Raw genomic sequence first — 18,223 nt, forward strand, 5'->3', positions numbered from 1 at the left:
ATGTTATACACTCCCTATTAATGCATCATACGACGTACTGCATAAATTTCTGGAACTTGTTTAATACGCTCTACTACCTTTTTCAAATGGTGTAAGTTACGAATGGAAATCGACATGTTAATGGTCGCCATTTTATTGCGGTCACTTCGACCCGAAACAGCCGAAATGTAAGTTTTCGTTTCTGTAACAGCTTGTAGCACCTCATTTAACAACCCGCGACGATCGTAACCAGAAATTTCAATATCAACATTATACTCAATTTCTTTTTCAGGGCTTCCTTCCCACTCGACCTCTAATAAACGCTCCTTCGCTTCCTCTGTGTGCACATTCACGCAGTCACGGCGATGAATAGAGACACCGCGGCCTTTCGTAATATATCCGATAATATCGTCACCGGGAACTGGGTTACAACATTTTGATAAACGGATTAACAAATTATCTGCACCACTTACTTTTACTCCGGAGTCCCATTTTCGAATTTTCATTGGTTTACGAACTTCTTTAACCTCAACAATATCTTGCTCTTCTTCACGTTGTTTGCGGAACTTGTCCGTTAATCGCGTTACAATTTGCGCAGCTGTAATACCGTTATATCCTACCGCTGCAAACATATCTTCTTCATTAGCAAAATTAAATTTCTCCGCAACGCGTTTTAAATTATCTGGTGCGAGCACTTCTTTCATTTCAAACTCTAAGCTACGCACTTCTTTTTCAACAAGTTCGCGCCCTTTGTCAATATTCTCTTCACGACGTTGCTTTTTGAAAAATTGACGAATCTTATTTTTCGCATGAGAAGTTTGTGCAAGTTTTACCCAATCTTGACTTGGTCCATATGAATGTTTAGAAGTTAAAATTTCAATAATGTCACCTGTTTTTAACTTATAATCAAGAGTGACCATTTTACCATTTACTTTTGCGCCAATGGTCTTATTACCGATTTCTGAATGAACACGGTATGCAAAATCAATTGGAACAGAACCCATTGGCAATTCCATTACATCACCTTTTGGTGTAAAGACAAACACCATATCGGAGAATAAATCAATCTTTAATGACTCCATAAATTCTTCCGCATTAGAAGCTTCATTTTGCCATTCTAATATTTGTCTGAACCATGTTAATTTCTTCTCAAGTGTTCCTGTTGCTGCTGCTTTTCCTTCTTTATATGCCCAATGTGCCGCAATTCCATATTCGGCAATTTCATGCATTTCCTTCGTACGAATTTGCACTTCAAGCGGATCGCCCTTTGGACCAATGACAGTTGTATGCAACGATTGATATAGGTTTGCTTTTGGCATGGCGATATAATCTTTAAAACGTCCTGGCATCGGTTTCCAGCACGTATGAATAATTCCTAATACCGCATAGCAATCCTTAATACTATTCACAACAACACGCACAGCTAACAAATCATAAATTTCATTAAATTGTTTATTTTGAAGTGCCATTTTACGATAAATGCTATAAATATGTTTCGGTCTTCCTGAAATATCTGGATGAATAGAAACCTCATTTAGTTTCTCTTGAATACTTGTCATAACTTCATCTAAATATTCTTCACGTTCCGCGCGTTTTCGCTTCATCAAATTCACAATACGATAATATTGTTGCGGGTTTAAATAACGAAGTGATGTATCTTCAAGCTCCCATTTAATCGTATTGATTCCGAGCCTATGGGCTAAAGGTGCAAAAATTTCTAACGTTTCATTTGCAATGCGACGCTGCTTTTCTTGAGGCAAATGCTTAAGCGTACGCATATTGTGAAGCCGGTCAGCTAATTTAATTAAAATGACACGAATATCTTGCGCCATTGCAATAAACATTTTGCGATGGTTCTCTGCCTGTTGCTGTTCATGAGACTTATATTTGATTTTTCCAAGTTTTGTAACACCATCAACAAGCATTGCAATTTCTTTACTAAATTCCCGTTCAATATCCTCTAACGTAACTTCTGTATCTTCTACTACATCATGTAAAAATCCAGCTGATACTGTAGATGGATCCATGTGTAAATCAACTAAAATACCTGCAACTTGAATCGGATGAATAATATATGGTTCGCCCGATTTTCTATACTGTTCGCTATGTGCATCACGTGCATATTCATAGGCACGCGCCACCAGTTCGATATCATCGTCCGCTAAATATTGTCCCGCTTTTTCGAGTACCTGTTCAGCTGTTAGTACTTGCTCATTTGCCATCGAATCACCTTTTATTGAAAATTGTCTTTCCCTTGTCAGTAGAATAAATTTTATTCTACCATTATAACCTAATGATTGTGAATTGTGAAAAGGAAAAGATTTTACTGATATTTCGCCATACTTTTTTGTACAATTATACAAAAGTACCCGCTCCTCTCCAAGAGATTCACGGGTACTTTTTATCACCGTAACTTTACCTATCTTATCATTAGTATTTTTCTAATACTAATACATCGTAACCTTCTAATTTTTCACGACCTTCTAAATAAGTAAGCTCTACTAAAAATGCAATACCAGCTACAATTCCACCAAGTTCTTCAACAAGTTGAATCGTTGCTTCAATTGTTCCGCCTGTAGCTAATAAATCATCTGTAATTAATACTCGCTGACCTGGCTTAATAGCATCTTTATGAATTGTTAGAACATCTTTACCATACTCTTTACCGTAATCAACTTTAATAATTTCTCGTGGTAATTTTCCTAATTTACGAACAGGCGCAAATCCTACTTCTAATGCATAAGAAACTGGGCAACCAATAATAAATCCACGCGCTTCTGGCCCTACTACAAGATCGATGTTTCTTTCTTTTGCATAAGCAACGATTTCATCTGTTGCCGCTTTATACGCTTTCCCATCGTTCATTAAAGGTGTAATATCTTTAAATACAATTCCTTCTTTTGGATAATCTGGTACAATTGCGATATGTTGCTTAAAATCCATGTTTCTGAATCCTCCTCAGATATGAAAGGCCTGTAAATAACAAACCCCTTATCTTAACTGTTCTATTTCTTTATGATTACGAATCGTTTCAAACCATGTGTATAGCTGTTGATATGTGCTATAAACCAATTCTTTTTCAAGTTGTAAATGGTTCATTTTCTCACGATATGTGTTCGATTCAGTTAAATCACGCTTTTGAATTTGCTCGGCCATAAAAATGACACCGTCTTTTATTGTAACAAATTCTAGCTCAAAAAACACCTGTGTCATGAAATTTACTGTATCTTTTGACCACCCTTTATGACGGCATAGTTGCTCGCCATATTGTCTTAAAGAAAATGGAGCTTTTTGATGTAAGAAAGAGTAATACCATTTAAAGTGTTCTCTCGTTGGAACCGTGCTAAACAAATGATTATTTTCTTGATAAAATAACGTGTAAATACGAGCCGGGAAGCCAACTTGAAATACACTTCGCAACTCTTCTATCCCTTTTGGTAAGTCAAGTAACACAACATACTCACCATCTAAACGAGTGACTGCTGATGCATGCACAAGTTGCTCTTTATAATCTTCTAAAGAAAATTTATTCAATACATCTTCAGAAAAATACACGATAACTATTTTTTCTTTTGGAAGTTCCGCCAAATTCGTTTCTACATTACGCATACTGCGCCAATCAAATAGTTGCCACGCTTCTACTGCGATATCTTGCACCATTAACTGCGGTTTCTTAAAATTATTCCATTCGTTAATAGATACTTCTCCTACAACAGAAACTTTTGCAACTGGAGAAATCTCTTTTGCATAGGAACCAAATCCAAAACCAATTGTATCTAGCGTAGCTTGTCCATCCCGAAGAGCCATTTTTAAATGAGAGCCATCTGATCCGATTGCGCGAATGCTTTCTAAATCAGCATCTTTCACTGCAATACGCGGTTTTGGATTCCCAACACCAAATGGTGCCAACTTCTGCATATCTTCAATTGCTGAAAGCGTGACGTCCTCTACTTTACAAATCGCATCTATAGTTGTAATCGGAATAAAATCTTCCTCTACTAAGACTGCATTTGCTTGTTCATTCAAACGGCGTCTCAGTTCCTCTACATCATTCATATGAAGCGTCATCCCTGCCGCCATTGGATGTCCTCCAAAATGAGGTAATAAATCTCTACAATCCGATAAATTAGCAAACAAATCAAATCCTTCAATACTGCGCGCAGATCCTTTAGCAATTTGCTTCTCAGAATCAATACTTAACACAATCGTCGGACGATAAAAACGTTCCACCAATTTAGAAGCAACAATTCCAATTACCCCTGGGTTCCATCCTTCTTTCGCAAGAACAAGCACTTTATTCTCCTCTGGTGGATACTTACATTCCACCTCAACAATTGCTTCTTCTGTAATTTGTTTCACAATATCTTTTCGAAGTTTGTTTAGTCCATCAATTTCTTCTGCCAGTTCTTTCGCTTCTTCTGGATCTTCTGATAGGAGAAGATGAACCGCCGGAGCAGCATCTTCTAAACGTCCAACCGCATTAATACGAGGTGCTAGCAAAAAGCCAATACTTTCTTCTGTAATTTCACTTTGCGAGACATTCGCCACTTTAAAAAGTGCTTTTAAACCGATGTTTTTTGTCATTCGCATATGTTTTAATCCGCGCTGTACAATTAATCGATTCTCACCATGAAGTGATACTAAATCAGCTACTGTACCAATAACAGCAATTTCTAGCAAATGCTCCGGAACACGCCCTAGTAACGCATGCGCTACTTTAAAAGCAACACCAACCCCTGCTAAATAGTGAAACGGATATACACCGCCCTCAAGCTTCGGATGAATAATCGCAAGTGCTTCCGGAAGTTCTGGCGGTGGCTCATGATGATCTGTAATAATTAAATCGATTCCAAGCTCTTTTGCCACTTGGGCCTCATGTACTGCTGCTATTCCTGTATCAACCGTAATAATTAAAGAAAAACCTGCTCGGTGTGCCCAACGAAACGCCTCTTCATTTGGTCCATACCCTTCCGTAAAACGGTTTGGAATATAAAATTCCACATCTGCTCCTAATTCTTGGAGTGCTAAAAATAGTACGGTCGTACTACTTACTCCGTCTGCATCATAGTCACCAAATATTAAAATCTGTTCTCCATTTTGGATAGCCTGTTTCACACGCTCTACTGTCCGATCCATTCCTTCTAGTAAAAATGGATCATGAAACTCTTGCTCTGCTGTATTAAAAAAATCCATAATCTTATCTTCTGTATCTAAACCTCTGCCGAGGAATAACGAAATAACAAGTGGTGATAATTGCAATTTACTTGCTAATTCCTTCACCAGTTCTTCATTATATGTTTTTTCTTTCCAACGCGTTTTCGGTTGTAACACGAAATCACCCCTTAACCTGTTCATTATACAAGACAGATTAAGGGGTGACAATATCATTCACCATTCCACAACATTCGTATTAATCTGGCGAATACGGATTAATATGAACAAACACATTTTGGACATTATCTTGCCGCATTAATACTTCTTTTACACATTTCCCAATACGATGCCCTTCTTCCACTGTAATATATGGGTCAACAGACACTTTAATATCAACAATTACATAATGCCCATGCTCACGCGCATATAGAGAACCTATTTTCTTCACACCTTCTACTTGAAGAACTGCTTCCCTTAACGGAATGACATGTTCTTCATGCAGAACATGATCAAGTGTCGTATGAATCGCCTCTCCCCCAATGTCCCATGCCATCTTTACAACAAGTAATGAGACAAATAGTCCTGCAACAGGATCAGCATACACAAGCCAACTAGCACCTATTCGATTTCCAATAATTGCCGCACAAATTCCGATTAAAGCTGCAATTGAAGAAAACACATCTGAGCGGTGCTCATATGCATTTGCAATAATTGCATCACTATTTACCCGTTTCCCTAACCGATACTTATATTGAAACATCCCTTCCTTAACAACGATAGAAAGAATAACAGCAAAAATGGCAATCCCTTTCGGCGGCTCAAGTTCCTCGGTAAAAGCTTTAATCGAAGATATAGCAATTTCAATTCCAACAATAAATAATAACACTGCAACAATAATCGCTGAGATCGATTCCGCTTTTCCATGACCATAAGGGTGATCTTCATCAGGGGGTTGCTTTGCTGCACGCAGCCCAAAAAAGACAGCTAACGAACCAACTACATCCGATGCGGAATGAACTGCATCTGCTAAAAGCGCTTTACTATTTCCCATATAGCCGATTACTGCTTTCACAATCGCTAGCACAATATTCCCAACGATTCCGACAATAGCTCCAAACTCCGCCTGTTTAAAACGTTCATCTTTTTCCATAACTGAAATCCCTTCTTTTCTCAAAATACCTTTTCATTGTAGCAAAAATGCTAGCGATCGTATCACTCCCTTCTCGTTTATCTATTACTACTTTCATAAGAAAGAGCATCACTTCATCCTATTCCAACAGTTTCCTAACCTAAAGAAGCAAGCTTCTCTTCAGCCCCCAATTGGTTCTACTTCCTTTAGCCAAGTACCCAAAAGGAAATATCTCTTTATTGTATCCATAGACGAAAAAAGAGATGCCTCGAAAGAGACATCATCTTTTATTTTTCTCATTTTTAAACTTGTGGTTTAGATTCTTCTGCTACTATCTTTTTCTTTCCTTTTTTTAAACGACGATTTTCAAGCATGAGCCAAATTTGGGATGCAACGAAAACAGAAGAATACGTACCTACAACTAATCCTACCATTAATGCAAACGAGAAGTTTCGTAACGATTCACTACCGAAAATCATCAGTGCAATAACAGGGAATAACACAGTTAATACTGTATTAATAGAACGACCAATTGTTTGACGAATACTCGCATTTACAATTTCTTCTAGATCTTTCAAATCGCGAATACGTTTTTTCTGTTTGTATAGTTCACGGTTTCTGTCAAATGTAACAATCGAGTCATTGATCGAATAACCGATAATGGTTAAGACAGCTGCAATAAATGTCAAATCTACTTCCAGATGGAAAATACTAAACATCACAATCATTACAAATGCATCATGGAGTAATGCTGCGACAGCAGCTACCGCATATGTAAATCGGAAACGAATGCTTACATATAGTATGATAACCGCTGAAGCAATCAGAACTGCGATGAAGGCATTTTGTGCGATTTCCTTCCCGATTGTTGGCGAAACTGTGCTTACGTTTGGTTCTGTGCCATATTTATCATGGAAGAATGTTTTCGCTTTTGCAATTTCCTCTTTTGATAAAACACCAATTGTACGAACAGCGAATCCTTTATTGTCATCACCTGTCGGTACAATATCTTCCTCTTTCACATCAATTTTCAATTCATGTAAATCTTTATGAACTTGAGAAACGCTAATTGTTTGTTTTGATTGCAAGTCCATACGTGTACCACTTGCAAAGTCAATACCTAAGTTCATTTTGAAAATTGGTAGTATAATTGCTCCTGCAATAACAACTACAATGGAGAATAATAAAAATTTATGACCGATATTTACAAAGTTAATACGGTCAAATTTTGTTGGTGCATGCTCAACACCTTTTGACAATGGAATAATTTCTTTTTGTTTCACACCAAAGTAAGCTGGTTTTTTATCAAAATAACGGCTCTTCACAAGTAATCCTAGTAAGAAACGAGTACCGAATACGTTCGTAACAAAACCAACAAAAATACTTACAATCAAACTTGTTGCAAACCCTTGTACAGAGCTTGTACCATATACGAATAGCACACCGGCTGCTGCAAGAGTTGTAATATTCGCATCCAAAATTGTCGCTAAAGAACGATGGTTACCAGAGCGATATGCTGACATCATGGACTTACCAATTCGCAATTCTTCCTTCAATCTCTCGTACGTAATAATATTCGCATCAACAGCGATACCAACCCCGAGCACTAAGGCCGCAATACCTGGCAATGTAAGAACAGCATGCATCCAGTTAAAGACAAGAAGCGTTACAAAAATATACAGCCCTAGCATAATAACTGCGATAAATCCTGGTAAACGATAGAATACAAGCATGAATAAGAAAATAAGAGCTATGCCAATCACACTAGCAAAAATTGTTTCTTCTAATGCTTGTTGACCAAATTTCGCCCCAACAGATGTTGAATACATTTCTTTTAAATCAACAGGAAGTGCCCCTGCATTTAATAAGGATGAAAGTTGTTTTGCACTTTCAACTGTAAAGTTTCCACCTACGATAGAAACTTCCGCTTGATTAAATACTTGATTTACTGTTGCTGCTGATAAAAATTTTGGATTTGGTTTTGCAGATTCTGCTTTATAAGAATCCTTACCTTCTTCAAAATCAAGCCAAATTACCATCAAGTTTGTTGGTGGTGGCATTTTAGAAATTTTTTCTGTTACTTCGCGGAATTTATCAGCACTTTTTAATGTAAGTCCAACGCTTGGTCGTCCTTGTTCATCAAATGTTTGCTTTGCTCCTCCGCCTTTTAAATCTGTCCCATCCATAAGAAGATTATCATTCACATCACGGAATGTTAACTTTGCTTGAGTAGATAAAATTTCACGTGCCTTTTGTTGATCTTTTACGCCAGCAAGCTGAACACGAATTCGATCTTTTCCTTCGATTTGAATGTTCGGCTCACTTACACCAAGCACATTGACACGGTTATTCAAAGCACCGACTGTACTTACAAGTGCATCGTGATCGATTTTATCCCCCTTCTTTGCTGGTTTTACTTGATACAAGATTTCAAAACCACCGCGAAGGTCTAGCCCAAGACTAATGCCTTTTGTTATGTTTTTTCCTGCCGCACCAATAATCCCACCGATTAATAAAACAATGAGAAAAAAGGCGACAATTCTTGTACTACGCTTTGCCATATGTACCTTCTTTCTGCTACTAACATCATAAGTAATTGTAATCTTATATGAGACAATATTCACATGTATATTTGTCCAGTTAGTAGACTTCCTTTCTGTAAATTTTTCAATGTTTGACTAGCTCATCGCTAGCATATAGGTAACGGTTCGTTCTATTGAAGAATACTATCACCTACATATATCAATGATTGTGTCTATATCCTACCTCCTTTTATATAAAATCTTAGACAATAATAAACTCCTCTTTATTAATACCTATCATTATACTGCAAAAGGAAGAACAAACCAATTGCAGTCAGTTATTTATTTTCATACTCTTCAAATGACGAAAGCGGCGCTTGATATGCTTCCACAGTTAAATACGTCATATACTCATTTGCAGTTAGCTTTAATATATCATTTACTAATTCATATAATCTAACATTGCTATCTACCTTTTTCCATTTTTTTAATTTCAAGTACTTCCAAATATCTTCTATTGTGACTTGATCATACCCGATCATTTGGAACTCTTCTATCTTACTTTGTAAAACGACTTGTAACTGTCCGCGGTAAGCTTCTACAATATCTTCTTTTTCCAATTTACATCACATCTCCTTCTTATCTCAGCACGAAAAGTCGCTTTAAATCCCGCTCTAATGGACAGCAATAACTGCATTTAATCATTTTGTTTCTTTCTGCTCTTCTTAAATGCTTGTCATTCTTGTCTCATACGTGCATATAAATTATTGTAAATCATTCCATTGATTTTGAGAAGGTAGGAGAAAAAGATCATGACAAGACAAAGCTTTTTACGAGGTGCATTTATTTTAATGCTAGCTGGCTTGATTACAAAAATCCTTGGGTTTATTAACCGTATTGTAATGGCGCGCATTTTAGGAGAAGAAGGTGTCGGTCTGTATATGATGGCTGTCCCTACTTTCATCTTAGCCATTGTTTTAACACAAATCGGCCTTCCCGTTGCTATTGCAAAATTCGTTGCCGAAGCAGAGGCAATGAATGACCGGCAAAAGGTCAAAAGAATCTTAACCGTATCACTAGCGGTTACATCTGTGATCAGTATTATTTTAACGATTGCTATTATGCTGCTCACACCTATTTTAGCTAAAACACTTTTAACTGATGAAAGAACCTACTATCCATTAATAGCTATTTTACCTGTTGTTCCTGTCATTGCTGTTTCATCTGTGTTACGAGGGTATTTCCAAGGAAAACAAAATATGAAGCCAGGCGCTTATGCACAAGTACTAGAACAAGTAGTCCGCATCACAATTATCGCTATCTGCATTCGTCTATTTTTACCTTATGGCGTTGAATATGCAGCAGCAGGTGCTATGCTTTCAGCTGTCCTTGGTGAGGTTGCTTCTTTATTATTTCTACTCACATTATTCCAGCGTGAAAAACATATTTCCATACGCAACGGTTTTCTAAACACTGTGAAAGAGAGTAAACATACGTTTCATTCGCTTATGGAAATTGCACTGCCGACGACAGGAAGCCGCTTAATTGGATCCATTTCTTATTTTTTTGAGCCGATTGTCGTCATGCAAAGTTTGGCAATTGCTGGTGTTGCCGCTTCTGTCGCTACACAGCAATATGGCATCTTAAATGGCTATGCCTTTCCCCTTCTATCGCTACCTGCATTCATTACATATGCCCTTTCTACAGCACTCGTACCATCTATTAGCGAAGCGATGGCGAAAAGGCAACATCAGTTAGTAGAATACCGTTTGCAACAAGCATTGCGAATTTCTTTAATTACAGGCGGTTGGTCCGTCATCATTCTGTATGTATTCGCTTCACCCGTGTTAACTCTTATGTATGGTTCTGATAGCGCCACTGCATTTATACGACTACTTGCACCTTGTTTTTTATTTCATTATTTTCAAAGCCCGCTCACATCCGTTTTACAAGCTTTAAACTTAGCTAGAGCTGCGATGATGAATACATTTGTTGGTGCGATTGTAAAGTTACTTGTTATCTTTATTCTCGCCTCAAGACCGGAATTTCAAATGATGGGGGTTGCACTTGCCATTGCTGCTAATATTATTACAGTAACATTTCTCCATTATGCGACCGTCTTAAAAAAAATTACATTCACCATTTATTTAAAAGACTATCTTTATGGGGGTATTGCCATCCTAGCCGCAGGTACGTTTGGATTTTATCTTCATCACCATGTTATATTTTCTCAATCACTCGGCATACAAACATTATGGGAAATTACATTGACTACACTTATTTACATCGTTCTCCTGCTCATCTTTAAGCTCATTCGGAAAGAAGAATTACGAAGAATCCCTTTCCTTCGTAAACTATTTATATAGTAAGAACGCTCTCTATGTACAAGAAACTAGTCTAACTTATCAAATTTTGAAATATGTTTGTATTAAAAAGGGGGCATGCACAATGGATGGGTCAAAAAAGTTCTCTATCGCCATTGGAGCTGGCATTATCACAATCTTGATTCTTGCTTCTATAACAAGCATGATCATCGCTCTTTTATTAAAGTTCACAAATATTAACGAAGGAACATTAGCAATTACAATTTTTATACTTGCTCTTCTTTCTATGCTCATTGCTGGTTTTATTGCTGGCAAAAAAGCGCAAGGGAGAGGGTGGCTCGTCGGGGTTACAACTGGACTTACTTTTGCAATTCTCGTATTTCTCGTTCATTACTTAGGTTTCTCCCAAACTTTATCTAACTCTCAGCTTCTCTATCAACTTGCTTTAATAGGAGCTAGTACACTTGGAGGAATCTTAGGAGTAAATACGACAAAGCTAAATTAAAAACAAAAAATATGCGCTCATCATACATGGAAATAACAGATTACCATGACGAAGAAAAGCCCTGCGTTTGCAGGGCTTTTTATCCAGAACGTATTCCTTCTAACAAAAAACATTCCGTATACAACTAGATTATTTGTAAAACTTCACGCGATTTTCTAGTGGTTGGAATTCCTTTTCTCCAGCTGGTGCTACCGGTTTACCAAATGGCATTTGCGCAATAAGTTTCCAGCTTTCTGGAACATTCCATTCTTTTTTCACTTCATCATCAATTAATGGATTATAGTGCTGTAATGTTGCACCGAATCCTTCGATTTCTAATGCTGTCCAAATTACAAATTGTAACATACCTGATGATTGCTCAGACCATTTAGGAAAATTTTCTTTATATGATGCAAATTGTTCTTGAAGACTCTCCACTACTTTGCCGTCTTCAAAGAATAAAACTGTTCCATAACCGCTTTTAAATGCATTCATTTTTTCTTCAGTTGGACCAAAGTTATTTTCAGGAACAATTTTTCGTAATGTTTCTTTTGTCAGATCCCATAATTTATCATGTTGTTCTCCTAATACAACAACAACACGCGCACTTTGAGAGTTAAAAGCTGACGGTGTATGCTTTACAGCGTGCTGAATTACCTCTTGAATTTTTTCGTCAGAAATTACTTGTTCTTTACTAATTCCATAAATAGATCTTCTGTCTTCAATTGCTTTGTAAAAATCTTTTGCCATTTGAAATCCCTCCAATTTGGATTTTAAAGCTAAAAAGCATGTGGATTTCTACTAAAAATAAATAACTGATCCATAGTAAGTTTCAAACTGAATTACATCCACAAATAAAAATAAACTCAAGTTGTATAACTCATACTTTTTTATTCTTTCTATTCCTTGTTTTTCTATTCATGAAAATAACAAAAATTATAAAACCCACAGAGAAAAGACAACTTCTCCGCAGGCTTGTTATGGAAAAAATTAAGAATCTCTCTTTTACTTTCTATATTGATTTAAAATCAGCCACGTCCAGCTTGGAATGATGGATATAAAGTCATTCCGCCATCAGCAAATAATGTAATTCCTGTTACATAACTCGCTTGCGAAGAAGCAAGCCATGCTGCCACCGCCGCAATTTCTTCTGGCTTTCCGATGTATCCCATTGGAATCATACTTTCAACATCTGCACGTTTTTCTGGATCTGCAAATTTTTCAGCATTAATTGGCGTATTGATCGCACCCGGACCAATATTGTTTACACGAATTCCTTTTGGTGCATATTCTAATGCTAATGTTTCAGTCATTAACTTAATACCACCTTTACTTGCCGCATAGTGTACAAATAATGGCCATGGAATTTTCTCGTGAACGCTAGACATGTTAATAACGCTACCTTTAATATCATTCTCAACAAAATATTTGATTGCTTCTCGACTTCCTAAGAAAGCACCTGTTAAATTTGTTTCGATAACTCGATTCCAATCACTTAATGGCATTTTATGTGAATCTACCGGATTTTCAATACCAGCATTATTAATCATGACATCTAGTGTACCAAACTCTTTCACAGCTGTCTGAACGAGATTGATTACATCTGCTTCTACCGTGACATCGCCTTTTACTACAATAGCTTCTCCGCCTGCTTTTTGTATTTCTTCTGCTATTTCTTGTGCTTCCGCTTCATTCGAACGATAATTCACTACAACTTTCGCTTTTTCCTCTCCAAAGCGAACTGCCATCGCCTTTCCTAATCCTTTTGATGCACCTGTAATGACAACAACTTTGCCTTTTAAATCTGGATACATACTATTGTCCTCCTTTTATCTTACAATACAAGTTGTGATAACAAAGATGATTTGAATAATCATTGCAATGAATTGAAGTTTTGTTTTCTTCTCACCTAAAGTTGAGATTACAATTCCCATTTTGGAAAAGTTTGTTACGATCTCTACACGTGGTTATGAAATAAACAAAAACATATCGATTCTATTTTGTCCCAATTCAAGCTTTTTATATCTTATTTAGAAAAGTACGAGACCGACTCTCCTACTTCCCGAACAATCAACTTGCTCTCTATTTTCCAAATGTACGTCAAGTAATGGTTGTATTTCTGTTGATTCTAACGGAAAACAACTATTTATTTCATCATGTATTCACTGTAAAAATGTATTAAAAGTACAAATCGCCTTCACTTAGAAAATCAGTCTAATTCTCTTACTTCAAATGGCAATAATAATCGTTCAAGTTGTTTTCTATAAGGTTCATATTGCTCAGGTAACATTAATTGTTCTCCCATCGTTTCCTGTGATTCATCATGCGCAAATCCTGGAGGATCCGTTGCAATTTCAAATAAAATTTCTCCATGTTCTCTGAAGTAAATCGCGTTAAAATAGTTTCTATCTCGCACAGGTGTTACACCGTATCCATAGCGCGAAACATGTTCTCTCCAATCTAATTGATCTTGATCATCACTAGCACGCCATGCAATATGATGCACAGTGCCGACTCCCATTTGCCCGCGTCCAATCGATGTTAATTTTAAATCAATGATATTTCCAATATCAGCCGAAGAACGGAATCGAACAAAATCGCCTTCTTCTCCAACTTTTTCTAAGCCCATTACATGTTCTAATAACTCAGCTGTTTTATTTGGTTGAGCAGAAAGAAGAGTTGCTCCGCCAAATCCTTTAATGGCAACTTCTGGTTTCACTTCACCAAAACTCCAATGATTTAAATCGCCTTCTTCTCTTTCCACAATCTCTAAATGTAGTCCGTGTGGATCATCAAACTCTAAGTATTGTTCCCCAAATCGAGTTGTTTTTGTATATGAAATATTGAACTTTTCTAATCTTTTTTCCCAAAATGCCATTGCACCTTTTGGAACAACGTAAGAAGTTACTCCTACTTGTCCATCTCCAATGATTCCTTGGCGAGCGCCTGCCCATGGGAAGAAAGTAATGATTGTCCCCGGTTTTCCACCTTCATCACCAAAGTAAAGATGATATGTTTCCGGGTCATCAAAATTTACCGTTTGTTTTACTAAGCGCAATCCTAAAACCCCTGCATAAAAATCTACATTTTCTTGTGGGTGACCCACGATTGCTGTAATATGGTGAATTCCCATCGTTTTTTTATTCATTTTATAAGCTCCTTTTTATTTTATAATTTCGCCACATGAATCTCATTCATTGACTAGTAAATACGGTTTATTTTTTTCAATTAACTCACGCTTAATCTTTTCCATAAGATACAATTACATTCATATTATGAAATTTTATTTCGAATTATATTATCTTTAATTCGAGATATTTTTCAAAAAAAATGATAATTCTTTCTCAACTACATGTTTGAGCAAACAAAGTGACGCAGTGAGGATTTCTCCACCCCTCATGAAACGGGCTGTCTTAAAATAATAGGATAAACATTCTATATTTTTATATCTTCTACAAATTTAATTTATCTCGAATTCGAGATAATATTATAATAAGTCATTTTGATTGTCAACATTTTTTATCCTTTTATAAAAATATTTTTGACACGAACTACTTATCGATCTTTTTTAGAAAAAGAATGACTGAAAATGATACACCACATCAAATGAAAAAGTAACAATATCCCTTGTACAAAACGCCTATATTATATACAGATAAGCTCCTTATAAATAAAAAAACATAAACTATACAAAAGCTTTAAAGGAGTTGAAAATGTAATGTACCCTCATCATTACGTACCTTGGCAGCAATGGCATCACCACCACCCACATCATACTTGGCAACAATGGCATCATGTCATGTGGCCACATTATATGGGTTGGAATCAATGGCATCATATACATCCACATGGCACTTGGCAGCAATGGCATCAACAATTTCCAATACCTTACCATCGCTAAACATAAAGTGAAACTTTAATCAGTGGAAGTTTTCTTCATCCCTCACTGATTATGAAGCCCTCACCAATCGGACTGTTAGTATCCCTCCTATCTTCCTTGTTTCTAGGTGAAAGTCTTACTGCCCTAAAATAGCGGGATAAATAGTAAATTTGTAACTTTAGCAAAAAAAAGAGCCTATTTAGGATAAAATAGGCTCTTTTCCAAGCTGTGCAAAAGCTTTCATGATTACTTCTTTACAACTTCACGAATTGCATTGCGATCAAACGTTAAGTGTGAACCACCAGATTTAATAACAATTGTCGTATCATCTACTGACTCAATTGTACCGTGTAAACCACCGATTGTTACGATCGCATCACCTTTTTTTAGCTCGCTTTGCATTTGAGCTACTGCCTTTTGGCGTTTTTGTTGCGGGCGAATTAATAAGAAATAGAAAATCGCAAACATTGCAACAATCATGACAATATTCATCATACCAGGACTCATTTTTGTTCCTCCTTTAATATTATGTATTAGAAGTTTTTAGCATTCGGTTTATTAAAGCCATACTGTTCAAAGAACTCTTCGCGGAAATCACCAAGACGATCTTCACGAATGGCTTGTCTCACCTGCTCCATTAAGTTTAACAGAAAATGCAGATTGTGATAAGACGTTAAACGAATTCCGAACGTTTCATCACATTTCATTAAGTGACGAATGTATGCACGTGAATAATTTTTACATGTGTAACAATCACAATTTGGATCCAGTGGACCAAAGTCTCTTGCAAATTTCGCATTTTTCACAACGAGACGACCTTGACTTGTCATACAAGTACCATTTCGAGCAATGCGAGTTGGCAGTACACAGTCAAACATATCGATACCGCGAATGGCACCATCAATTAATGAATCAGGAGAACCGACTCCCATTAAATAACGAGGTTTATTTTCTGGAAGAAGCGGTGTTGTAAACTCAAGGACACGATTCATAATATCTTTTGGCTCCCCTACTGATAAACCGCCTACAGCGTAACCAGGGAAGTCCATTGAAACAAGGTCCTTAGCACTTTGGCGACGAAGCTCTTCAAACTCTCCACCCTGTACAATACCGAATAACCCTTGATCTTCCGGGCGCTGATGCGCTTTTAAACAACGCTCTGCCCAACGGCTTGTACGCTCTACAGACTTTTTCATATATTCAAAAGTAGCTGGGAATGGTGGGCATTCATCAAATGCCATCATAATATCTGAACCTAAAGCATTTTGAATTTCCATCGCTTTTTCTGGCGATAAAAATAGCTTGTCTCCATTTAAATGGTTGCGGAAATGCACACCTTCTTCTTCAATACGACGGAAGTCACTTAAACTAAATACTTGGAATCCACCAGAATCCGTTAAAATAGCGCGATCCCAGTTCATAAATTTATGCAGGCCACCTGCTTCACGTACAATTTCATGACCTGGACGCAGCCATAGATGATACGTATTACTTAAAATAATGCCAGAATCCATCGCTTTTAATTCTTCTGGTGACATTGTTTTCACTGTTGCTAATGTACCAACTGGCATAAAGGTCGGTGTATCAAAAGATCCATGTGGCGTATGCACACGACCTAAACGTGCGCCCGTTTGCTTACATTTCTTAATAAATTCGTAACGAATTGCTGTCATAAATTTACTCCTTCTTTATTTCATTCTCTCTTTCGTATGAGATGCAAGAAACATCGCATCACCAAAACTAAAGAAACGGTATTTTTCTTTCACTGCTTCATTATAGGCATGAAGCACATTTTCTCTACCTGCAAATGCACTCACCAGCATAATTAATGTTGATTTTGGTAAATGGAAGTTTGTAATTAAACCGTCAATTGCTTTAAATTCATAACCTGGATACATAAAGATATCCGTCCATCCAGATGCACCGCAAAGTTTACCATCATGCTCTGTAGCAATTGTTTCAAGTGTACGCGTTGATGTCGTACCAACTGTAATAATACGGCCACCTTTTGCTTTCACGTCATTTAATACGTCAGCCGTTTCCTGCGACATATGATAATACTCAGCATGCATATGATGATCTTCAATTTTATCAGCCGAAACTGGTCTAAATGTTCCAAGACCAACATGAAGTGTAATGAATGCTAATTTCACACCTTTTTGTTGTAATTTCTCCAGTAACTCTTCTGTAAAATGCAGACCCGCTGTTGGTGCTGCTGCAGAACCAATTTCCTTCGCATATACAGTTTGGTAACGATCGCGGTCTTCTAATGTTTCTTTAATGTAAGGGGGAAGTGGCATTTCTCCCAGTTCATCTAAAATCTCATAAAAGATACCGTCATAAGAAAATTCAAGTTGACGACCGCCTTGATCAGCAGTTCCTACACATGTTGCTTTTAGTTTTCCTTCGCCAAAAGAAATAACAGTTCCTTCTTTCACACGTTTCGCCGGTTTCACAAGTGTTTCCCACGTATCTCCCTCTTCTTGTTTTAAAAGAAGCACCTCAATATGTGCACCTGTATCTTCTTTTACACCATGCAAACGAGCAGGCATAACTTTTGTTTCATTTAAAACTAAACAATCTCCTTCATGTAAATACGCTAAAATATCGCTAAAATGCTCATGCTCGATATCACCTGTTTCACGATCTAACACCATTAACCTTGATGTTTCACGCTTTTCAAGCGGCGTTTGCGCAATAAGTTCTTCTGGTAAATGAAAATCAAACAGATTAATATCCATAACTATATCC

14 protein-coding genes are annotated in these 18,223 nt (G+C 37.0%); 2 read left to right on the forward strand and 12 right to left on the reverse strand.

The annotated features are described in order from the left end of the window. Positions 1 to 17: 17 nt before the first annotated feature. The 6 genes from relA to MR058_RS17625 all read right to left on the reverse strand — a co-directional run bounded on the left by relA (position 18) and on the right by MR058_RS17625 (position 9,404). Complete coding sequence (gene relA / locus MR058_RS17600) at positions 18 to 2,201, reverse strand: GTP diphosphokinase (protein ID WP_242145199.1); 2,184 nt, start codon at positions 2,199 to 2,201, stop codon at positions 18 to 20. A 208-nt stretch (positions 2,202 to 2,409) separates the two neighbouring features. Then, the gene (locus tag MR058_RS17605) at positions 2,410 to 2,922 is read right to left on the reverse strand and encodes an adenine phosphoribosyltransferase (RefSeq protein WP_242145201.1); all 513 of its coding nucleotides are present in this window, start codon (positions 2,920 to 2,922) and stop codon (positions 2,410 to 2,412) included. A gap of 48 nt (positions 2,923 to 2,970) precedes the next feature. Next, positions 2,971 to 5,310 (reverse strand): single-stranded-DNA-specific exonuclease RecJ, encoded by a 2,340-nt coding sequence (recJ, locus tag MR058_RS17610; protein WP_242145202.1) that lies wholly within the window; start codon positions 5,308 to 5,310, stop codon positions 2,971 to 2,973. A 79-nt stretch (positions 5,311 to 5,389) separates the two neighbouring features. Then, complete coding sequence (locus MR058_RS17615; protein ID WP_242145203.1) at positions 5,390 to 6,283, reverse strand: cation diffusion facilitator family transporter; 894 nt, start codon at positions 6,281 to 6,283, stop codon at positions 5,390 to 5,392. A gap of 281 nt (positions 6,284 to 6,564) precedes the next feature. Next, positions 6,565 to 8,823, reverse strand: a complete 2,259-nt coding sequence (gene secDF, locus MR058_RS17620; protein ID WP_242145204.1) for a protein translocase subunit SecDF — start codon at positions 8,821 to 8,823, stop codon at positions 6,565 to 6,567. A 299-nt stretch (positions 8,824 to 9,122) separates the two neighbouring features. Then, a complete protein-coding gene (locus MR058_RS17625; RefSeq protein WP_242145205.1) occupies positions 9,123 to 9,404 on the reverse strand; it encodes a post-transcriptional regulator in 282 nt (93 codons plus the stop codon). A gap of 192 nt (positions 9,405 to 9,596) precedes the next feature. Between MR058_RS17625 and spoVB the strand changes: the two genes are divergently transcribed. Together spoVB and MR058_RS17635 are read left to right on the forward strand one after the other, a co-directional pair. After that, positions 9,597 to 11,150 (forward strand): stage V sporulation protein B, encoded by a 1,554-nt coding sequence (gene spoVB, locus MR058_RS17630; RefSeq protein ID WP_242145206.1) that lies wholly within the window; start codon positions 9,597 to 9,599, stop codon positions 11,148 to 11,150. 82 nt (positions 11,151 to 11,232) lie between these two features. Next, positions 11,233 to 11,613, forward strand: coding sequence for a TIGR04086 family membrane protein (locus MR058_RS17635; protein WP_242145207.1), 381 nt, complete (start codon positions 11,233 to 11,235; stop codon positions 11,611 to 11,613). Positions 11,614 to 11,742: 129 nt separating this feature from the next. On the opposite strand, the gene MR058_RS17640 is transcribed toward MR058_RS17635, so the two are convergent. The 6 genes from MR058_RS17640 to queA all read right to left on the reverse strand — a co-directional run bounded on the left by MR058_RS17640 (position 11,743) and on the right by queA (position 18,213). Beyond that, complete coding sequence (locus MR058_RS17640) at positions 11,743 to 12,342, reverse strand: nitroreductase family protein (RefSeq protein WP_242145209.1); 600 nt, start codon at positions 12,340 to 12,342, stop codon at positions 11,743 to 11,745. A 278-nt stretch (positions 12,343 to 12,620) separates the two neighbouring features. After that, positions 12,621 to 13,406, reverse strand: a complete 786-nt coding sequence (gene gdh, locus MR058_RS17645; protein WP_242145211.1) for a glucose 1-dehydrogenase — start codon at positions 13,404 to 13,406, stop codon at positions 12,621 to 12,623. Positions 13,407 to 13,801: 395 nt separating this feature from the next. Continuing rightward, the gene (locus tag MR058_RS17650) at positions 13,802 to 14,740 is read right to left on the reverse strand and encodes a ring-cleaving dioxygenase (RefSeq protein ID WP_242145213.1); all 939 of its coding nucleotides are present in this window, start codon (positions 14,738 to 14,740) and stop codon (positions 13,802 to 13,804) included. A 978-nt stretch (positions 14,741 to 15,718) separates the two neighbouring features. After that, positions 15,719 to 15,979: a preprotein translocase subunit YajC gene (gene yajC, locus MR058_RS17655; protein ID WP_242145214.1), complete on the reverse strand. Its 261-nt coding sequence runs from the start codon at positions 15,977 to 15,979 to the stop codon at positions 15,719 to 15,721. A gap of 26 nt (positions 15,980 to 16,005) precedes the next feature. Further along, entirely contained in the window at positions 16,006 to 17,145 is a 1,140-nt protein-coding gene (gene tgt / locus MR058_RS17660; protein WP_242145216.1) for a tRNA guanosine(34) transglycosylase Tgt, read from the reverse strand. Between the two features lie 15 nt (positions 17,146 to 17,160). Beyond that, positions 17,161 to 18,213 (reverse strand): tRNA preQ1(34) S-adenosylmethionine ribosyltransferase-isomerase QueA, encoded by a 1,053-nt coding sequence (gene queA / locus MR058_RS17665; RefSeq protein WP_242145218.1) that lies wholly within the window; start codon positions 18,211 to 18,213, stop codon positions 17,161 to 17,163. Positions 18,214 to 18,223: the final 10 nt, after the last annotated feature.

This window comes from Bacillus cereus group sp. BfR-BA-01430 (assembly GCF_022663115.1).
Taxonomy (GTDB): domain Bacteria; phylum Bacillota; class Bacilli; order Bacillales; family Bacillaceae_G; genus Bacillus_A; species Bacillus_A cereus_BD.